This window comes from Variovorax robiniae (genome assembly GCF_037889955.1).
Lineage (GTDB): Bacteria > Pseudomonadota > Gammaproteobacteria > Burkholderiales > Burkholderiaceae_C > Variovorax > Variovorax robiniae.
In genome coordinates this window covers 20,501-40,181 of record NZ_JBBKZS010000003.1, presented here as the reverse complement: position 1 = coordinate 40,181, position 19,681 = coordinate 20,501, and the positions used below count along the sequence as shown (strand labels likewise).

16 protein-coding genes are annotated in these 19,681 nt (G+C 68.1%); 6 read left to right on the top strand and 10 right to left on the bottom strand.

Going from position 1 to position 19,681, the window contains the following annotated elements; all coding sequences use genetic code 11:
• Positions 1 to 4: 4 nt before the first annotated feature.
• The 6 genes from WKW79_RS08395 to WKW79_RS08370 form a co-directional block, all read right to left on the bottom strand.
• Positions 5 to 7,165 (bottom strand): amino acid adenylation domain-containing protein, encoded by a 7,161-nt coding sequence (locus WKW79_RS08395; protein WP_340334684.1) that lies wholly within the window; start codon positions 7,163 to 7,165, stop codon positions 5 to 7.
• Positions 7,166 to 7,704: 539 nt separating this feature from the next.
• Positions 7,705 to 8,343 (bottom strand): histidine phosphatase family protein, encoded by a 639-nt coding sequence (locus WKW79_RS08390; protein ID WP_340334683.1) that lies wholly within the window; start codon positions 8,341 to 8,343, stop codon positions 7,705 to 7,707.
• A gap of 14 nt (positions 8,344 to 8,357) precedes the next feature.
• Positions 8,358 to 9,008 carry a DUF4136 domain-containing protein gene (locus tag WKW79_RS08385; RefSeq protein WP_340334682.1) on the bottom strand — a complete coding sequence of 217 codons (651 nt, stop codon included), beginning with the start codon at positions 9,006 to 9,008 and terminating at the stop codon, positions 8,358 to 8,360.
• 9 nt (positions 9,009 to 9,017) lie between these two features.
• The gene (ttcA, locus tag WKW79_RS08380) at positions 9,018 to 9,923 is read right to left on the bottom strand and encodes a tRNA 2-thiocytidine(32) synthetase TtcA (protein ID WP_340334681.1); all 906 of its coding nucleotides are present in this window, start codon (positions 9,921 to 9,923) and stop codon (positions 9,018 to 9,020) included.
• Position 9,924: 1 nt separating this feature from the next.
• Positions 9,925 to 10,314, bottom strand: coding sequence for a dihydroneopterin aldolase (locus WKW79_RS08375; protein WP_340334680.1), 390 nt, complete (start codon positions 10,312 to 10,314; stop codon positions 9,925 to 9,927).
• Complete coding sequence (locus tag WKW79_RS08370) at positions 10,311 to 11,093, bottom strand: SDR family oxidoreductase (RefSeq protein WP_340334679.1); 783 nt, start codon at positions 11,091 to 11,093, stop codon at positions 10,311 to 10,313. Before WKW79_RS08370 ends, WKW79_RS08375 begins: the two co-directional genes overlap by 4 nt.
• Positions 11,094 to 11,112: 19 nt before the next feature.
• Between WKW79_RS08370 and WKW79_RS08365 the strand changes: the two genes are divergently transcribed.
• Both WKW79_RS08365 and WKW79_RS08360 read left to right on the top strand, forming a co-directional pair.
• Positions 11,113 to 12,219: a class I SAM-dependent methyltransferase gene (locus WKW79_RS08365; RefSeq protein WP_340334678.1), complete on the top strand. Its 1,107-nt coding sequence runs from the start codon at positions 11,113 to 11,115 to the stop codon at positions 12,217 to 12,219.
• A 191-nt stretch (positions 12,220 to 12,410) separates the two neighbouring features.
• Positions 12,411 to 13,145 carry a hypothetical protein gene (locus tag WKW79_RS08360; protein WP_340334677.1) on the top strand — a complete coding sequence of 245 codons (735 nt, stop codon included), beginning with the start codon at positions 12,411 to 12,413 and terminating at the stop codon, positions 13,143 to 13,145.
• Between the two features lie 31 nt (positions 13,146 to 13,176).
• Here WKW79_RS08360 and WKW79_RS08355 read toward each other — a convergent pair whose 3' ends face one another.
• A complete protein-coding gene (locus WKW79_RS08355; RefSeq protein ID WP_340334676.1) occupies positions 13,177 to 13,560 on the bottom strand; it encodes a DUF5329 family protein in 384 nt (127 codons plus the stop codon).
• A 133-nt stretch (positions 13,561 to 13,693) separates the two neighbouring features.
• Between WKW79_RS08355 and hisN the strand changes: the two genes are divergently transcribed.
• Genes hisN through WKW79_RS08340 form a run of 3 tightly spaced genes read left to right on the top strand, consistent with a single transcriptional unit; the run spans position 13,694 to position 15,631 of the window.
• A complete protein-coding gene (gene hisN, locus WKW79_RS08350; RefSeq protein ID WP_340334675.1) occupies positions 13,694 to 14,476 on the top strand; it encodes a histidinol-phosphatase in 783 nt (260 codons plus the stop codon).
• Positions 14,473 to 14,667, top strand: a complete 195-nt coding sequence (locus WKW79_RS08345; protein WP_340334674.1) for a DUF2905 domain-containing protein — start codon at positions 14,473 to 14,475, stop codon at positions 14,665 to 14,667. The genes hisN and WKW79_RS08345 overlap by 4 nt, the downstream gene beginning before the upstream one ends.
• A 19-nt stretch (positions 14,668 to 14,686) precedes the next feature.
• Positions 14,687 to 15,631, top strand: a complete 945-nt coding sequence (locus tag WKW79_RS08340; protein ID WP_340334673.1) for an ROK family protein — start codon at positions 14,687 to 14,689, stop codon at positions 15,629 to 15,631.
• 9 nt (positions 15,632 to 15,640) lie between these two features.
• On the opposite strand, the gene WKW79_RS08335 is transcribed toward WKW79_RS08340, so the two are convergent.
• A complete protein-coding gene (locus tag WKW79_RS08335) occupies positions 15,641 to 16,399 on the bottom strand; it encodes an SDR family NAD(P)-dependent oxidoreductase (RefSeq protein WP_340334672.1) in 759 nt (252 codons plus the stop codon).
• Positions 16,400 to 16,507: 108 nt separating this feature from the next.
• Here WKW79_RS08335 and WKW79_RS08330 point away from each other — a divergent pair, with 108 nt between their 5' ends.
• A complete protein-coding gene (locus WKW79_RS08330) occupies positions 16,508 to 17,425 on the top strand; it encodes a LysR family transcriptional regulator (protein ID WP_340334671.1) in 918 nt (305 codons plus the stop codon).
• An 87-nt stretch (positions 17,426 to 17,512) separates the two neighbouring features.
• On the opposite strand, the gene otsA is transcribed toward WKW79_RS08330, so the two are convergent.
• Complete coding sequence (gene otsA, locus WKW79_RS08325) at positions 17,513 to 18,901, bottom strand: alpha,alpha-trehalose-phosphate synthase (UDP-forming) (protein WP_340334670.1); 1,389 nt, start codon at positions 18,899 to 18,901, stop codon at positions 17,513 to 17,515.
• Entirely contained in the window at positions 18,898 to 19,671 is a 774-nt protein-coding gene (otsB, locus tag WKW79_RS08320; protein WP_340334669.1) for a trehalose-phosphatase, read from the bottom strand. The genes otsA and otsB overlap by 4 nt, the downstream gene beginning before the upstream one ends.
• Positions 19,672 to 19,681 lie beyond the last annotated feature (10 nt).

Sequence of the window (19,681 nt, the reverse complement as noted above, 5' to 3'; positions counted from 1 at the left end):
TCACTCATGGTTGGATCTTGATGAACTTGCCCTGTGCGGCGGGATCGGGAATGAACCAGGCAGGCTGGCCGTCCTTGTCACGGCCCAGGCGAGCGTTGGGAACAGGCGGGTGCGCGGCGTCGAACTTCTGCACGGCGGCGGCGCGGCGGGGCAGGAATTCGGCTTCCTGCATTTCGGCAATCGATTCCTTGAAGGCCGACTTGATGGTGGCGATGTCCTGCTGCGTGTGCGCGGTCGTCATGAAGCAGGGGAAGTTGTCCAGGATGTGCACGCCGCGGCTGCGCATCATCGCGAACAGCAGGTCCTGCAGCGGGTGGTCTTCGAGCCAGCTCACGCGCCACAGCGAGGCGAAGTAGCGGATCTCAAGCGGCGCGCCGACTTCGCGGCAGAAGGCCGTGAGTTCGTCGGCCATGGCGGCCGTGTGCAGGTTGAGCTGCGTCTGCAATGCGTTGCCGGCTTCCTTCAGGTGCAGCAGCGAGGCCTTGCAGGCGGCGAGTGCCAGCGGATGCCGGACGAAGGTGCCGGCGAAGTAGGTCACGCCCACCGTCGGCACCGAGGCGTCGCCGTATTGCCAGCCGCCGCCGTCGAGCGCGTCCATGAACTCGCGCTTGCCGGCCACCACGCCGACCGGGAAGCCGCCGCCGATGACCTTGCCGTAGCAGGCCAGGTCGGCACGGATGCCGAAGACGGCCTGCGCGCCGCCGAGATTCGAGCGGAAGCCGGTGATGACCTCGTCGAAGATCAGGCAGGTTTCCGATTTCTCGGTGATGGCGCGGACCTCACGCAGGAATTCGCGCGGCTGGAAGTCGGGGCGGCGGCTCTGCACCGCCTCGCAGACCACGCAGGCCAGGTCATCGGCGTTGGCACGGATGAATTCGAGCGCTTCGGGCGTGCCGTAATCGAGCACGCGCACGTCGCCGAACATGCCCTGCATCACGCCGGGCGCGGCCGACATGCCCTTGCCGTTCTTGCCGGCGCGCACCAGCACTTCGTCGAAGGTGCCGTGGTAGGAGCCGCTGAACAGCACGATGGTGCTGCGGCCCGTGACGGTGCGCGCGATGCGGATCGCGGCCATCACCGATTCGGAGCCGGTGTTGCACAGCGCGGCGCGGTCGAAGCCGGTGAGCTCGCAGATCAGTTGCGTGACCTCGGCGGCGAGCGGATGCTGCGGACCGATCTCGTAGCCGAGGTCGAGTTGCTTCTTGACCGCGTCCTGCACGAACTCGGGCTGCCAGCCGAACATGTTCATGCCGAAGCCGTTCAGCACGTCGACGTATTCGTTGCCGTCGATGTCCCACAGGCGCGAGCCCTTGGAGCGCTCGACCACGACCTGGTAGGTGATCTCCTTGGTGGCCGGGCGGAAGCCGTTGACCACGCGCGGGTCGGCCATGTGCGAGCGGTTGTCCTGGGTGAAGGCCTTGCTCTTGGCGGTGCGGTCGGTGTAGCGGCGCATGAAGGCGGCCAGCCGTGCGCGCTGGCGCTCGGTCGGGTCCTTGCTCTGCGTGTGGATGCGGGCGATGGCGCCGAAGGCCTTCTTGACGTCGTACTTGATCGGGCCTTGGGGCTCGCCGTCAGCGGCGTCGCTTGCGGCGGCGGTCGGTGCAGTGGCAGCTGTGGCCGGGGCGGCGACAGGCGTGGCGGGCGTAGCTGGTGCGACCGGCACGGCGGCCGCGACCGCGGGCACCACCATGGCGGCGGCCTGCTGCGGTGCGCCGGACAGCAGCATCAATTGCTGCTGCATGAGTTGCATCTGCTGCGCGATGACCTGCTGCATCAAGCTGCCGCCTGCAGCCGGCATCGCCAGCGCTTGCACAGGCATCGCCTGCAACGGCATCGCGGCCTGCGGCTGGACTTGTGCTGCGGCGGCGGTCGGTTGGGCCGCCATGGGCGTGGCAGCGACGGCGGGTGCCGTTGCAGGCGCCGCATCTGGCGGCAGCGTCACGTCGAGGAACTCGCCCAGCGCATCGAAGCTGCTATAGCTCTCCATCAACTGGCGGAAGCTCAGGTTGACCTTGAAGTGCTTCTTGACCTGCGTGGCGGCCTGCGTGAGGGTGAGCGAGTCCAGGCCCATTTCGACGAAGGGCGCGCCGCCGTCGGCACCGCCCATCTCGATACCGGAAATCTCTTCGAACAGTTCGCGCAGGCGCGCGGTCAGGGCGGCGCGGCGCGCGGGAGCGGCGGTGGAGGCGGGGAGTACGGCGGTCATGGTCGGCTCCGGGAGGGGCTGTGAAAGTGGGGCGGCGAGGTTGGGGACGGCAATTGCGACGGCAGGGGTGACAGCAAGTGCGGCGGAGGGTGTGACAGGCGATGCGATGGCGGCAGTCGACACAGGTGTCGCTGCAGCGATGTCGACCCAGAAGCGCTTGCGCTCGAAGGGGTAGGTCGGGAGGCGAAGGCGCAGCTTGCGCGTGCGTTCGTCGAGTTTCAGGAGATCGATCTCGACACCGGTGGCCCAGAGCCGGCCGGCACCCAGCCGCCATGCGCCGCATTCGGCCGCCGGCTGGTCAGCCAGCAGCGCGATGGCGGGCGCGGGGAAGGACTTGGTTGCGTGCTGGCGGACCAGCGTGGCGAGCGTGTTGCGCGGGCCGACTTCGATGAAGTACGCATGCGGCACCTCTGCCATCACGCTGCGCACGGCCGGCGAGAAGCGCACCGCTTCGCGCAGGTGGCGGGCCCAGTAGCGCGGGTCGGTGGCCTCGGCGTCGGTGAGCAGGTGGCCGGTCAGCGTCGAGTAGATCGGCAGCGTGGGGGCGGAGAGCTTCACGTCGCGCACCAGCGCTTCGAAGGGCGCCACGGCGGCGTCCATCATGGACGAGTGGAACGCATGCGATGTCTGCAGCAGGCGCACCGCGACGCCTTCGGCTTCGAGCGTGGCGCGCAGCGTCTCGATGGCTTCGAAGGGGCCGGCGGCGACGCAGGCGGTCGGGCCGTTCTCGGCGGCGAGCGAAATCGCGGTCGGCAGGCGGGCTTCCAGGTCGGCCGCGGGCAGGCGCACACTGAGCATCGCGCCGGCCGGAAGCGCCTGCATCAGTGCGCCGCGGCGGGCCACCAGACGGGCTGCGTCTTCCAGCGACATCACGCCGGCCAGGACCGCAGCGGCGAACTCACCGACGCTGTGGCCGATGAGCGCCGCCGGCTTCAGGCCGAGTGACAGCAATTGGCGCGCAAGTGCATATTCCAGCGTGAACGTGGCTGGCTGGGTCACTGACGTCGGTGACAACGCAGCCGGGTCCGCTGAACACATGCGCTCGCGCATATCGAAACCGGGCACGCCCTCGAAGGCGCGCAGGCAATCATCGAAGGCGGCGCGGAACACGGCGTCGCCTTCGTACAGGCCCTGGCCCATGCGCGCGTACTGCGCGCCCTGGCCCGGGAACATCAACACGGGTTGCGGCACGGAGGCTGCGACGGTGGCGCTCGCGCGCATCGGCGAGTCGGCCTTGCGCAGCGTGGCCACGGCCTGGGCCACATCGTCGGCGACGACCACGGCGCGTTGCGCGAAAGCCTTGCGGCCGACGCGCAGGGTGTGGGCCACGTCGGGCAGCGACACGTCGGGGTGCGATTCGAGGTGGTCGGCCAGGCGCTGGATCGCCGTCGCCAGCGCGGTGGGTGTGCGGGCGGAGACCTGCAGCAACTGCGGCAGCGACGATGCATCGGAAGGCGCCTGCAGCGGGGCTTCCTCGACGATCACATGTGCGTTGGTGCCGCCCACTCCGAAGGCGCTGACGCCGGCGCGGCGCGGTTGCGCCGTACGCGGCCAGGCGGCGCGTTCATGCTGCACCTTGAAGGGTGTGGCGGCGAAGTCGATCGCCGGGTTCGGGGCGTCGTAGTGCAGCGAGGCCGGCAGGGTTTCGTTTTCCAGCGCCAGCACGGTCTTGATCAGGCCGCCGGCACCGGCTGCCGTCACCATGTGGCCGACATTGCTCTTGAGCGAGCCGATGGCGCTGAAGCCGAGGTCGGGGGTGTGGCGGGCGTAGGCCTGGCGCAGGCCTTCGACTTCGACCGGGTCGCCCATCGGCGTGGCCGTGCCGTGCGCTTCCACATACGAGATGCTGCGTGCGTCGACACCGGCCGAGGCCAGCGCCGCGGAGACGACCGCCGCCTGACCCTTGACGCTCGGCGCGGTGAAGCTGGCCTTGGCGCCGCCGTCGTTGTTGACGGCCACGCCGCGCAGCACCGCATGGACGGTGTCGCCATCCGCGATCGCGTCGGACAGGCGCTTGAGCAGCACGACCGCTGCGCCATCGCTGAACACGGTGCCGCGGGCCTGCGCGCTGAAGCTGCGCGTGTGGCCGTCGGGCGAGAGCATCGAGCCCTCGTTGTAGAGGTAGCCGCTGCGGGGCGGGCAGGTGACGGACGCGCCGCCGGCCAGCGCCATTCGGCATTGGCCATTGCGCAGCGCATGGAAGGCCTGGGCCACAGCCACCAGCGAGGTCGAGCAGGCGGTGTGCACCGCGACCGCCGGGCCGGTGAGGTTGAGCTTGTTCGCCACGCGGGTGGTGATGTAGTCCTTCTCGTTGGCCAGCATCACCTGGAAGTCGCCCACCGCCTCGACCAGGTCCGGCCGCGTGCTGACGTGGCGCTGGAAGTAGGTCGCGTTGTACATGCCGGCATAGACGCCGACCGGATCGGTGCATTGGTCCGGCGCATGGCCAGCGCGTTCGAGGGCTTCCCAGCAGAGTTCGAGGAACACGCGGTGCTGCGGATCGGTGAGTTCGGCTTCCTTCGGGTTGATGCCGAAGAAGGCGGCGTCGAACATCTCGATGTCGTCGATCACGCCGCGCGCCCGCACATACGACGGGTCGGCACGCAACGCGGCACTGACGCCGGCGTCGAGCGTGGCATCGTCGAAGAAGCTGATGCTTTCGCGGCCTTCGACGAGGTTGGTCCAGAACTGCTCGACATCGGCGGCGCCGGGGACGCGGCAGGCCATGCCGATCACGGCGATGGGTTCTTCTGCCTCGCGTTGCGTCGCAGGGGCCACGGCTTGTTGCGCGACCACGGGTGCATCGCCCATCTCGGCTGCGATTGCGAGCGGCGTCGGGTCGGTGAAGAAAAGGTTCGCCGACAGCGTGCGTGCGCTGTTGCGTTGCAGTTGGGCCAGCACCTTGAGTACCAGCAGCGAGTTGCCGCCCAGGTCGAAGAAGTTGTCGCGGCGGCCGATCGGCTCCAGCCCCAGCGCGCTGGCGAAGGCAGCGCAGACCTGGCGCTCGGCTTCGCTGCGCGGCGCTTCGTAGGGTTGGGCCAGTTCGGGGCGCTGGCGGGTCGGCTCCGGCAGGGCGCGGCGGTCGAGCTTGCCATTCGTCGTGACGGGCAGGCGGTCCAGCCAGACCTGCGCGGCAGGCACCATGACTTCGGGCAGATGGGCCGCGATGTGGGCGCGCAGTTCGCTCCATGGCACCGGCTTGTCGCTGGCCACCAGGTAGGCCACGAGACGGGTTTCGCCAGCGGCGTCCGGCCGCGGCACCACGGCACTGGTGCGCACGCCGGGATGGGTGTTGAGCGCGGTCTCGATTTCGCCGGTTTCGATGCGATGGCCGCGGATCTTGACCTGGCCGTCGGCGCGGCCGAGGAATTCGATGGTGCCGTCAGGCAGCCAGCGGGCCTGGTCGCCGGTGCGGTAGAGCCGCTCGCCGGGTGCGCCGAAGGGATCGGGCACGAAGCGTTCGGCCGTCAGTTCGGGGCGTTGCAGGTACCCGCGGGCCAGGCCGCGGCCGCCGATGCAGAGTTCACCGACAAAGCCGGCCGGCAACAGGCCCAGCGTGGGCGAGAGGACGTGCAGCGTCGTGTCGGTGATCGGCTTGCCGATCGGCACCGAGCGGGCATCGGCCGGCAGGTCGTGCGGGATGCGGTGCGTCGCGGCGAAGGTGGTGCACTCGGTCGGGCCATAGCCGTTGATGAGCGTCAGGCCGGGCAGGGCGGCCATCGCACGGCGCACATGGGCCACCGACAGTGCCTCGCCGCCGGCCAGCAACTGGCGCAGGCCGGAAAGGTGGGCCGGGTTGTCGTCGACCACGGCATTGAACAGCGCGGCCGTGAGCCAGGCGGTCTTGACGCCGTGCTGGCCGATGGTGCGGGCGAGACCAGCGCCGGTGGGCATGTCCTCGTCGTGCACGACGCAGCAGCCGCCGTTGAGCAGGGGGCCCCAGATTTCGAGCGTCGAGGCGTCGAAGCCGAGCGGCGCGGCGTGCAGCATGGGCTCGTCGGCGCGCAGGTCCACGTAGCGCGCGTCGATCACCAGCCGCAGGATTGAGCGATGGCAGATCTCGATGCCCTTGGGCACGCCGGTCGAGCCGGAGGTGTACATGACATAGGCACGCGCGTCGCCATCGACCGCGACGGTTTGCAGCGGTGCCAGCGTGGCAGCGTCAGCCTGCGCATCGTCAAGCCACAGCACGGTCAATCCGGCCGGCACGGTCGCGGCGTGTGCCTGTTCGCTGACCAGCACTTTCACGCCGGCATCGCCCAGCATGAAGGCGATGCGCTCGGCCGGGAAATCGGGCTGCAGCGGCACGTACGCCGCACCGGCCTTGAGGATGCCGAGCAAGGCGGCGATGGCGTCAGGCGAGCGGCTCAACATCACGCTGACGGCATCGCCCGGACGCACGCCTTGCGATTGCAGCCGGCGGGCAATCCACTCAGCGCGCTGGTCCAGTTCGGCATAGCGCATCGACTGGCCCACGCCCACCACTGCCGTGCGGTCGGCCATTGCGACGGCTTGCGCCGCGAACGAGCCATGCACCGTGCGCGCCGGGTCGTAGGCGGAAACCGGCGCGTTCCATTCGCGCAGCATGCGTTGCTGGTCGGCCGGCTTCACGTCGGGCACCTGGGCCAGCGGCGCATCCAGATCGGCCAGCAACGCGATCATCGTTGCCGCCAGTGTTTCAAGAAGTTGGGAAGCAGTTACCGAGTCGATCTGGCCGGCGGGCGCCACCAAGCGCAGCGCACGTTGATCACCGGCCAGCCGCAGTTGCTCCGCCGCAGCCGTGGTGGAGCGCATCCAGTCGATGGCCGCATCGTCCAGGCTGCCATCCCGCCGCACGGCCTCGACGCTGGCGATCCATTCGCCGCAAGTCCCGGTGCGTGCGGCAGGCGCGGCGTCGAGCCAGCGCTGGCGCAACAGGAACCACGCAGCGATGTGGGGCGTATCTGGCAGCCAACCCATCCTGGGAGAGACGGTCTCGAGTCGCTCGGCCAAACCGCTACCGAAGGCGTGCTCAATCTCGAAAGGGGCCGTTTGGCCGGCTGCGGATCCGGCGACTGGTGGGAACAAGCCGAGCAGAGAACCGCCGGTCTGCGCGGAAGTCACGGGTTCCTGTTGCATGGCCATGGGCGTTCGGTTCAGTCGGGTATCAGTTGATTAACATTTGAGCGGTGAACTTGGAGCCACCTGCTGCAAGAGAGGAAACATGATGTTTCCGAAGGTAGAAAGTAATGCAAAAGAGTTCATGGCGTGTCTGGTCCCGATATTGCCCTCTATAAGCCGTCGGGCACATTCACCAAATGGGCTGACCGAAAGGCCTATTGCGCTGCACAATCTGTGTCAAGCCGTATGCAATCGGTTGCGATTCAGAGGTTGACAACGGAAAAACTTCACACTCGCAAACCATTCTGCGCCCGATGCCGTAGTTTGAATACGAAATGCCGCCTGTGAGTGACGGCTACCGCCCTAAAAGTTACGCAAAGCTGCGAAATTGCGGATTTTCAGGGCGCGTTCTCGTCCAGCGCATCCCCCGCCAGATGGGTGGTGTCGCTCCATCCCACCAGCGAGAAACCCTCCGGCGTCCAGAGCAGGCGGTTGACGGCGGCGTTGCCCAATTGCCACGTGCGGGGCGCCTGGAGTTCCTGGCGCGTGGCGGCGCGGTAGAGCACGTCCATGACGCCGCCGTGGGCCACCAGGACGATGAGTTCACCCGTGTGGCGTGCCGCGATGGCCGTGGCGGTGGCGATCACGCGGTCGCGGAAGACCAGGAGCGACTCGCCGCCCTCCGGCGCGTAGGCCGTGTCCCGGGTGCGCCAGAGGCGTGCCTGCTCGGGCATCTCGGCCTCGATCCAGGCGAAGGTCTTGCCCTCGAAGTGGCCGAAGCCACGCTCCCGCAGGCCGACGTCGCTGACGATGTCGATGCCATGCGGCGCCGCGATCGCTTCCGCGGTTTGCCAGGCGCGGCTCAGGTCGCTGGCATAGACCGCGGCGATGGGCTCGCCGGCCAGGGCGTCGCCCAGGCGCGCGGCCTGCCAGGCGCCGGTGGCGTTCAGGGGAATGTCGAGTTGGCCCTGCAGCCGGGCGTCGACGTTCCAGGTGGTTTCCCCGTGGCGAACGGCAATGAGGCGGGTGACGTCCATCGGAGCGAGTTTGTTCAGGGCCGGGGCTGGAGCGGAATGTCGACTCGCCGCTCGCCCGGCGGCGGATTCGGGAAGCCTTGCAGGGCCGCATCGAACATGACGGCGAGGATCACGCCGCTTGAGCTGTACGGGCCGTCGTTGCGGGCCCGTGTCTCGTAGACCACCTGGCCGGACTTCAGGTCACGCAGCACGAGGCCCACTTCACGCTCGTACCACGGGTTGGCCGCCGGCGTGTAGAACGGGGCCCCGTACCAGCCACCCCCGTACCACCCGCCGCCATACCAGCCGCGACCGTAGCGCGGGCCGTAGTAGCCATAACCGTAGCCCGGCCCCCACCCGGGACCCCAGCCTGGCCCATAGAGCCACGGATCGGCCCAGGGCGACAGCGTCGCGGCCACGCGCGCCGTGACCTGCGCGCTGTAGACCGCCCGGTCGTCGTCCCGCTGCAACCCGACACGCGCCAGCGCAGCGCCGGCCATGCCCTCCAGTTGCGATTGCTGCGGCTCGGCCACCTGCTGCGACGGCAGGCGTTCGAAGCGATAGGTGGTGCCCGCGGGCACGGCATCCAGCTTGGAGAAACTCCGGACGTTGCTGTCGACCACCCAGGTGGATGCGCAGCCGGCAAGGCTTGCAATCACGAAGAGGGCGGCCAGCAGGCGTCGCATGGAGATCTCCTAGACCATCCGCAGGACCCCGATGCCTGGGGCCGGAAGCTCGGGCGGGTCGAAGGCCCTGTCGCCGTCCTCGTCGGCCACGCCCGTCGCCTTGAGACCCTTGAAGTCGTGCAGCGTTCCGTCGAGCAGGTGGGAGGGCACCACGTTCTGCAGCGAGGTGAACATGTTCTCCACGCGGCCGGGGTACTTCCTGTCCCACTCGCGCAACATCTCGCCGACCTGCTTGCGCTGCAGGTTCTCCTGGCTGCCGCACAAGGTGCACGGGATGATCGGGAATTCGCGGTGCTGCGCCCAGCGGACCAGGTCCTTCTCGTTCACGTAGGCGAGCGGGCGGATCACGATGTGCTTGCCGTCGTCGCTCACCAGCTTGGGCGGCATGCTCTTGAGCTTGCCGGCGAAGAACATGTTGAGGAAGAAGGTCTGCAGCATGTCGTCGCGGTGGTGGCCGAGCGCGACCTTGGTGGCGCCCAGTTCGTCCCCCACGCGGTACAGGATGCCGCGCCGCAGCCGGCTGCACAGGCCGCAGGTGGTCTTGCCCTCGGGAATGACGCGCTTGACGATGCTGTAGGTGTCCTGGTTCTCGATGTGGAAGGCCACGCCGAGTTCGCTGAGGTATTTCGGCAGCACCTCTTCCGGGAAACCGGGCTGCTTCTGGTCGAGATTGACCGCGACCAGGTCGAAGTGGATCGGCGCACGGGCCTTGAGCTTGAGCAGGATGTCCAGCATCGCGTAGCTGTCCTTGCCGCCCGAGACGCAGACCATGACCTTGTCACCGTCCTCGATCATGTTGTAGTCGACGATCGCCTGGCCGACCTGGCGGCACAGGCGCTTCTCCAGCTTGTGGGTTTCTCGTTCGATCTTGAGGGAGTTCGCGGGTGCGACCTCGTCGATCCAGATGGCGCTCATGTCATTTGCTCCGGAAAACTTCGACCCCGACCGCGTCGCAGTCTGGGTACACATCGGGTTTGGCGGTGGACACGCGGGCGGCGTGCACCTTGGGATGGGCCAGCATGGCCGCGAGCAGGTCGTCGCAAAGCGTCTCCTGCAGTTGCACGTGGCCCTTGCTCACGCGCGCGGCGATGGTGCGGCGGATGAAGTCGTAGTCGACCACTTCGTCCAGTTCGTCCGACTTCGGCGTGGAAAGTTCCAGCGGCACGTACAGGTCGACGTTGATGATGACGCGCTGCTCGGCCGTCTTCTCGAAATCGTGCACGCCGATGTTGATCCACACCTCGTAGTCGCGCAGGAACACGCGCCGGCACGACAGCAACAGGGGATCGAGGGCGGCAAAGGTCACGGGGTGGCTTTCAGGAGGTCGTCGACCACGAACATGATGTCGCGCTCGGTCGGCACCAGGTGCTGGCCGTTGTCGACGCAGAGGGTGGTGCCGGTCACGCTGGGCGTGCCGGCGAGGAAGACGCAGGTCCGGGCCACGTCGGCGGGGTCGATCGGGCGACGCAGCAGGTTGGCGCGCGACGCCTTCTCGAAGTTGGTGGTGTTCTGCGGGCCGCTGGTGAACAGGATGCCCGGCGCGACGCCGCAGACGCGCACGGCGGGCGCCAGCGCCTGCGCCTGCAGGGCCACGGCGCGTTCCAGCGCGAGCTTGGACACGGTGTAGGAGAAGTAGTCGGGGTTCAGGTTGAACACCTTCTGGTCGAGGATGTGGATGGCGCAGCGGTCGGCGCCGTCGGCGGGTTGCCGGGCCAGCAGGCGGGCGAAGGACAACGGCGCGACCAGGTTCACGCCCCATTGCTTCATCGCGGCATCGGGGTCGAAGTCGAGGGCGGTGTCGGGGTCGAAGGCAGAGGCGTTGTTGACGATGCAGTGCAGCGGGCCGGTGGCCGAGATATGCGCGACCAGCGCCTCGCGTGCCGGTTCGCTCGTGATGTCGGCCTCGATGGCCTCGGCCGCGTGGCCTTCATCGCGCAGACGCGCGCACAGCGCCTCGGCGGCGTTGCGCGAGGCGCGGTAGTGGCACCACACGCGCCAGCCGGCCTGCGCGAAGGCCGTGCAGACGGCGGCGCCGAGCCGCTGTCCGCCGCCTGTCACGAGCACGCCCGAAGCCGTTGTTGCCATGCTGATAGATTCCCGTTCCATGAAATTGGAGCCCGGCGCGGAACGCGCCCATCCGTTGACCCGGATTATCGACGCCACGCTCGCCCGCTCGGGCGGCTGGCTGCCCTTCGACCGGTTCATGGCGCTGGCCCTGTACGCGCCCGGCCTCGGCTACTACGCCAACGACAGCCGCAAGTTCGGCCAGATGCCGGACACCGGCAGCGACTTCGTCACCGCGCCCGAGATGACGCCGCTGTTCGGCCAGGCGCTGGCCGTGCAGGTGGCCGAGGCGCTGGAGAAGACCGGTACCGACGTGGTCTGGGAATTCGGCGCAGGCTCAGGCGCGCTGGCTTCGCAATTGCTCGATGCGCTCGACGCGATGGGCCGGCGCGTGAAGCGCTACCGCATCGTCGACCTGTCCGGCAGCCTGCGCGCGCGGCAGCGGCTCACGCTGGACCGCTTCGGCGACCGCGTCGAATGGCTGAGCGCCTTGCCTGATGCGATGCAGGGCGTCGTCGTCGGTAACGAGGTGCTGGATGCGATGCCGGTACAACTGCTGGTGCGCGTGAAGGGCCGGTGGTTCGAGCGCGGCGTGGTGGCGCACGGCGACGGCTGGGCCTGGGAAGACCGCCCGACCGAACTGCGTCCCCCCGTCGAGCCCGAAGGCCCGCAGGACTACCTGACCGAGATCCATCCGCAGGCCGAGGCCTTCATCCGGACCCTGGCCGACCGCCTGACGCAGGGCGCGGCCTTCTTCCTCGACTACGGCTTTCCGGAGGCCGAGTACTACCACCCGCAGCGCCACATGGGCACGGTGATGTGCCACAAGGCGCACCAGGCCGACCCTGATCCGCTGGCCGACCTGGGCGCGAAGGACATCACCGCACACGTCAACTTCACCGGCATCGCGCTCGCGGGCCAGGACGCCGGGCTGCATGTGCTCGGGTACTGCAACCAGGCGCGCTTCCTCATCAACTGCGGCTTGGCGTCGAAGATGGAACAGGCCCCGCTGGCGCAGCGCACGCTGGCTGCGCGGCTGATCCACGAGCATGAGATGGGCGAGCTGTTCAAAGTGATCGGCTTTGCCGCGGGTGAGCCGTGGGAGGCCATCGGGTTCGCGGAGGGGGACCGCTCGCATACGCTTTGAGGAATCCTCGCAGGCCGCACTCGGCCTTGGGCTACCTGCGGCGGCTGTCCCTGCCTCCGCGCGCACGGCAGGGCCGCGTTTCAACGTGCAGACGTTCGCGATCGAGCGAACGGGCACGGAGCGACAGACGGCATTGTCCCGGTCGTTGCCAGACGGCAAATTGGACCATTGCGGTCAGATCGGAGGTGACGATGGCGACAGTTGGAAGCAAGGACGAGCCGGCGACGACGACACAGGGCGTCGCTGGCCACGCTGATTCAGCGGACGGCCGCGATGCCGCGGTCACGCTGAACGTTGCCGGCCCCGGCGTGGCCGCCTCGATCATCCGGCTCACCAATGCGATCAGCATGCGTCTTGAAGAAGAGGTGAAGACGAGTTCCGCCTCGGGCAGCAGGGCGGAAGCCGCCGCATTCAAGCAGCGATACGACTATCTCTCAGCGCAGGTCTCGCGCGCGGAGGGACAGATCCACAGTCGAATGACCTGGCTGCTGCATTTCAATGGGCTTCTGTTCGTGGCGTTGGCATTCTTGAAATCTTCGCCTGCGGGCGACGGTCGGAACGTCGAAGTCATGGTCCCTTGGCTCGTGCATTTTCTTCTCGGGGCACTCCCGCTTGCGGGCTTGGGCATCACCCTGTCCGGGTGGCTCGGGATTCGCGGTGCCATTTCGCAACTCAAGTATCTGGGCAGGCAGTATGCGCAGGACGTTCAGCGCTTTGCACACGAAAACAGGTGGCCCGCGCCGTTCGGAGATTCCCGCGCCCTTTGGTATGGGACTGCCCCAGTACAACTCTTGTTGGCCGCGTTGTGCTTGTTGTGGGCGTGGCTTCTCGCGCATCGAATCTGGCCCGACGCGACCGAAGCGTATTCCACACTGTTTCTTCACGCACTCAGCGCTTTTCCCGCTCGCGTTTTTGGCGGAGCATGAGGGAGCCGACCGCGCCGCTCACAGAAGGAGCCTAGTTCGCGCGCAGGGCGCGCAGTTCTTCCCGCAGGAAGTCCCCCGCGTCGCGCACGGCGCCGCCCGCCGTCCTTACTTGGTAGGGCTTGCGCGTCAGTTCGGAGCGCGAGCCGCAGCGCTCGATGAAGTCTTCCGCATCGATGAGTTCGACCTTGAAGTACTTGTACTTGCTGCGCAGGTGCTTGGCCGCCTCGGTCGCGTTGTGGTCGCTGCCGTTGCGCACGAACACGAGGTCGGTTCGCGCTTCCACGCGCTGGATCAGGGCCAGGATGATCTGGTCTTCCTTGGGTGGCGGCGTGGCGCCGGCGTGCCCGAAGCTGGCAGCCAGCAGCAACAGCGCAAACATCAGCTTGCGCAGGTCGTTGCGAAGGATCAGTCTCATGCCGACTCCAGGCGTGCCTCGGGCCTCATGGCGGGCGCTGGGCGAGTGCGTCGCATGCTAGGCGGCGCCATCGGGCGCTGTCAATTCAGGGCGGCTCGGTTCTAATCTCGCCTTCTCCAGTTATCGAGAAATCATGAGTTCCAGATCCCCCGAGGAATACTTGCGTGTCGCGCAGTTGCTTGCCGATGCGGCGGCGGCCGAGTCGATGAAGTGGTTCCGCACGCCGCTCGACGTCATCACCAAGGCCGATGAAAGCCCGGTCACGCTGGCCGACCGCGCAGCCGAGATCGCCATGCGAGAGATCCTCGGAGCGCAGCGCCCCGCTGATGGCATCTACGGCGAGGAACACGGCCTGGAACGCCTCGACGCCGACAGCGTCTGGGTGCTCGACCCCATCGACGGCACGCGCAGCTTCATCACCGGCTCGCCGCTGTGGGGCACGCTGATCGGGCTGCTGGAGGGTGGGCGCCTCACGCTCGGCATGATCGACATGCCGGTGCTCAAGGAGCGCTGGATCGGCCAGGCCGGCGGGGGCGCCACGCGCAACGGGGAGTACGTGCGCGCGAGCAACGTCAGCGAAGTGGGCAAGGCCCGCATCGTCACCACCTCGCCCGATATCTTCGGCCCGGCCGACTGGCAGGCCTTCGACCGCCTCAGCCGCGCTTGCGCGATGCGGCGTTTCGGCGGCGACTGCTACGGCTATGCGCAGTTGGCAGGCGGCACCATCGACCTGGTGGTCGAGGCCGGCCTGCAACCCTATGACTACCTTGGCCCGGCGGGCCTGATCGAGGCCGCGGGCGGCGTCATCACAGACTGGAGCGGCCAGCGCCTGGGCCTGAAATCCGACGGCCGCGTGATCGCCGCGGCCACGCCTGAATTGCACCGCGCTGCGCTTGCACTCCTGAACCAAAAATGATCCGCTGGCTCATCGTCGTCGTGCTGGCCCTGCTGCTGATGAGCGGGCTGACCGAATGGCTGCGCCGTCACGGTTTCGGGCGGCTGCCTGGCGACTTCGAGTTCAAGGCATTGGGGCGACACTGGCAGTTGCCCATCGGGAGCACCGTGGTGCTCAGCATGATTGCCGCGCTGATCGCGCGCTGGATATGACCACAAGGACCGAGACTTCATGAGAGCCTGTGTAGACATCGGCGGCACCAAGATTGCCGTCAGCCTGGCCGCCGACGGCGAAGGTTTGGACGGCAGCCCGCGCCCCCTGCTGGGGCGCCGCAGCGAACCCACCGCCAAGACCGGCGACAACCTGGCCGTGTCGCGCCAGATCCTGCGCATGGTGGACGAGGTCTGTGCCGAGCAGGGCATCACGCCCGATGCGGTGCGGCGCGCCGGCGTGTCGTCCGCCGGCCCCTTCGTGATCGACGCCAGCGGCATTTCGCTGGCCACGCCCAACATCTGCGGCGGCATCGCCGGACCGGCGCGGGGCTTGCCCAACGACTGGATGACGGCGCCCATCGAGGGGCCGCTGCGCCAGCGCTTCGACGTGGTGCGCGTGGAGAACGACGCGGTCGGCGCGCTGGAGGCGGAGCGGCGCTGGGGTGCGCTCAAGGGCGCCGACCACTGCGCCTACGTCACCTGGAGCACCGGCATCGGCGTGGGCCTCTGCGTTGACGGCCATGTGCTGCGCGGCAAGAACGGCAACGCCGGCCATGCCGGCCATACCTTCGTGGTGGACGATGACACGAATGCCCTGTGCGGCTGCGGCAACGTCGGCGATGTCGAAGGATTGGTCGCGGGCAACGCCGTGGCGCGCCGCTACGGCCAGCCGGCGGAGCAATTGTTCGCCGCCGCGAGCGCCGGCGACGCAGCGGCCCTGGCCCGCGTCGACAGCCTGTGTCGCGTCATGGGCCGCATGCTCTACAACCTGATCGCCACGCTCGACCTCCAACGCATCAGCCTGGGCGGCAGCGTGTTCGGAAACAACCGGGCCTTGCTGCTGCCGCGGCTGGAGGCTGAAGTGAAAGGCAGGCTGCCATCGCTGACGGAAGGCGTCACCTTGGTACCGGCGGGGCTGGCCGAAAAGGTGGGCGACTACGCAGCCCTTGCCTTGCTCGATTGAGAAGGCGCCTCAGAGAAACATTCCACCCGATGCCTCGATGCGCTGCCCGGTGATCCACCGGTTGCCCGGCTGCAGCAGCATCGAGATCGCGCCCCCGATGTCATCCGGCAGGCCCACGCGGCCCATCGCGGTCTGGGAGGCGACCATCTTGTTCACTTGCGGGTTGTCGCGCACCACGCCACCACCGAAGTCGGTCTCGATCGCGCCCGGCGCGACCACGTTCACCGCGATGCCGCGCGGGCCCAGTTCCTTCGCGAGGTAGCGCGTCAGCACCTCGATGCCGCCCTTCATCGATGCGTAGGCTGCCTTGCCGGGACGCGTGAAGCGCGCGAGACCAGTGGAGATGTTGACGATGCGCCCACCGTCGGCGAGCAGCGGCAGCAAGGCCTGCGTGAGGAAGAACGGACCCTTCAGGTGGATGTTCATCATCGCGTCGAACTGCGCCTCGGTCGTGTCCGCGAAGCTGGCGTCCAGGCCGGTGCCCGCGTTGTTGACCAGGTGGTCGAAGCGGTCGCGCTGCCAGGTCGTGCGCAGCGCCGCCGCGACCGAGGCGGCGAAGGCCGCGAAGCTGGCGCTGTCGGCCGCGTCCAGCGGCAAGGCGACGGCGCGGCGACCCAGCGCCTCGATCTGCTTCACGAGGTCTTGCGCTTCCGCGGCGCCGCTGCGGTAGGTGAGGATCAGGTCGCTGCCTTGGCGTGCAAGGTGCAGGGCGGTGTTCTTGCCGAGACCGCGGCTGGCGCCGGTGACGAGTGCGATGGGGGTGCTCATGTCCGTTTCCTTGGAAGATCAGTTTGGATGGACTGAACTTTAGGTTCGAACAATCTCGCGATAAACCAGCGTATCCTGACTTCATCGTTCTCTTGAAACGAACAATAGATGGACCTCGCCCTGTTGCAAACCTTCGTGAAGGTGGCCGAGCTCGGCGGCTTCACCCGTGCCGCCGAGCAACTTGGGCTGCCGAAGTCGCGCGTCTCCGCCAGCGTCCAGCAACTCGAAGCGCAACTGGGCACGCGCCTCTTGCACCGGACCACCCGCACCGTGCGCATCACGCCCGACGGCGAGCAGTTCCTCGAGCGGGCCCAGGCGCTGCTGGCCGATGCGGAAGAACTGCGCACGCTGTTCCAGCAAGCGCCCAGCAGCCTGCGTGGCCGCGTGCGCGTCGATTTGCCGACCGGGCTGGCGCGCAGCGTGGTGATCCCGCGCCTGTGGGAATTCCTGGCCGCGCATCCGCTGCTGGAGATCGAATTGAGCACGACCGACCGGCGCGTGGACCTGGTGAACGAAGGCTTCGACTGCGTGCTGCGCATCGGCCAACTGCAGGATTCGGGGCTGGTCGCGCGGCGGCTCGGCCAGCTTGCGCAGATCAATTGCGCAAGCCCCGCCTATCTCGCGCAGTTCGGCACGCCGCAGACGCTGGAAGACCTGGCCCACCACCGCCTGGTGCGGTGGGCGCCGACACTGGGCGGCGGCGCGGCCGGCTGGGAATACCACGATGGCGAGCGCTATCGCCTGCTGGAGATGCCGGGCGTGATCACCGTCAACCACACCGATGCGTACCAGGCCGCCTGTCTCGCCGGGCTGGGCCTGATCCAGGCGCCGCGCACGGGCGCCGTGGCCGCGTTGGCCGCGGGATTGCTCGTGGAGGTGATGCCGGGGTTCACGGCGCAGCCGATGCCGGTGTCGCTGGTCTATCCGAACCGGCGCAATCTTTCGAAGCGGGTGCAGGCGTTGATGGACTGGTTGGGCGAGGTGCTGACGCCGCACCTCGATCCGGATCTGCCTTGGAACGCATGATTGCGTTGGAGCACCTTGCCGGTGCTGCACCACGTTGCGGCGCCCCGCCTGGTTCTGCGCTCGAATGCAAGGGCGCAAGGAGAGCGCTCAATCCGTGACCTGTACCGTCTCCGCCAGTGCAGCCAGAAAGGCGCTGCGCCACCAGTGCACGTCATGCTCCCGGATGCGCTGCAGCAGCTTCTGGTGCCGATGCCGCCTTTCTTCCAGCGGCATCTGCAGCGCCTGCTGCATGACCTCGGCCGTGCCGTGCGTGTCGTAGGGATTGACCAGCAAGGCTTCCTTCAACTGCTCGGCCGCGCCCGCGAAGCGCGACAGCACCAAAACGCCCGGGTCGGCCGGGTCTTGCGCGGCCACGTATTCCTTGGCCACCAGGTTCATGCCGTCGCGCAGCGGCGTCACCAGGCCCACCGCCGCTGCGCGGCACAGCCCCGGCACGCGCTTGCGCGCCACCATGCGGTGGATGTAGCGCACCGGCATCCAGTCGAGCTCGCCGTAGTCGCCGTTGATGGCACCGCACAGGGACTCCAGTTCGCGCCGGATGTCGCCGTAGGCGTCGACCGTCTCGCGCGTGGGCGAGGCGATCTGGATCAGCGTGGCGCTGCGCCGGTTCTCCGGGTAGTGCGCCAGCAGTTCGCGAAAGGCGCGGACCCGGTGCGGGATGCCCTTGGAATAGTCGAGCCGGTCGATGCCGATCATCAGGCGCCGCTGCGAATACTCGCGCCGCATCGTCTGGCACATCTCCTGTGCCTCCTTGGCATGCGTGAGCTCCATGAACTCGTCCACGTCGATGCCGATCGGGAAGGCGCTGCAGCGCACCGATTGGCCGTAGGCCTGGTACATGTCCCCGGCCTGCGCCGTGCCGTGGGCCTCGTCCACCACATAGCGGTCGAAGTGCTCCCGGTCCTGGTGCGATTGCAGCCCGATCAGGTCGTAGGCGAACAGCGAGCGCACGAGCCACTCGTGCTGCGGAATCGCCGCCATGATGATTTGCGGCGGCAGCGGGATGTGCAGGAAGAAGCCGATGCGCTGGCGGCAACCCATGGCGCGCAGCTCCGCGGCCAGCGGGATGAGGTGGTAGTCGTGCACCCAGATGACGTCGTCGGGCTTGAGCAGCGGCAGCAACTTGCGCGCGAACAGCTGGTTCACGCGCCGGTAGCCGCCGATGAAGCCGGCGTCGAAATGCGCCAGGTCGAGCCGGTTGTGGAACACCGGCCAGAGCACGTCGTTGCTGTAGCCGAGGTAGTAGCTGTCGTGGTCCTCGCGGCTCAGGTCGATGGTGGCCAGCGTGACCTTGCCGGCCTGCTGCCGATGCAGTTCGCCCTCGCCCGAGGGCCCGCCTTCGACGACCGTGCCGCTCCAGCCGAACCAGAGGCCACCGCTTTGCTGCAGCGACTCGCCCAGCGCGACGGCCAGTCCGCCGGCCGCCGGCTTGCGGGGGTCGGCCACGCGGTTGGAGATGACGACGAGGCGGCTCATGTGTTGCGGCCTTCATCCGCAGCGCTCGCCTGTCGAGGCGCTTGCGTGAGAAGGTCGCGCGCCTGCAGCAGCCACTCGAACACCGCGCGCGGCGATTCGAGCCGGTGCATCGCCAGGCTGGGCCCGCTGCCCACCTTGATCGCAATGCCGCCGCGCGGCTGCACCACGGCAAAGCCGGTCTCGTCGGTGGTGTCGTCGCCGGCGAACACCGGTACGCGGCCGGCAAAGGGCGGCTCCCGCATGAAGGCATCGATGGCCACGCCCTTGTTGATGCCGGCCGGCTTCACCTCGAACACGAACTTGCCATGCAGCAGTTCCAGTTGCGGCTGGTGCGCGATGATGGCCCACATCGCATCGCGGCAGACGGCCTCGAGATCGGGCGCCATGCGGTAATGCAGCGCGACGGCCGCATGCTTGCGCTCGACAAGCAGGCCGGGATGTGCGCCGGCGAGCTTGTTGGCCACGTCGAGCACCGCGTCCAGGTCGGGCGGCTTCTGCTCCTGCATGTGGCCCGCCGCATTGCGCCGCTGCACACCGTGCTCGCCCGCGGACGGCAGGCGCAGCGGCGCCAGGAAGCGGTCGAGCGCGTCGATCTGCCGGCCCGACACCACCGCCAGCGCGCCGCCGAAGAGCTTGCTCAGGTCGCCCAGCAGCGCGACCAGTTGAGGCGGCACCTCGATCGCCTCGGGCGTTTCGGCCAGCGCGACGAGCGTGCCGTCGAAGTCGAGGAAGAGGGCGGCGTCAGGAGTGAGTTGGGGGGGCGCGGTCATCAACCGGGCA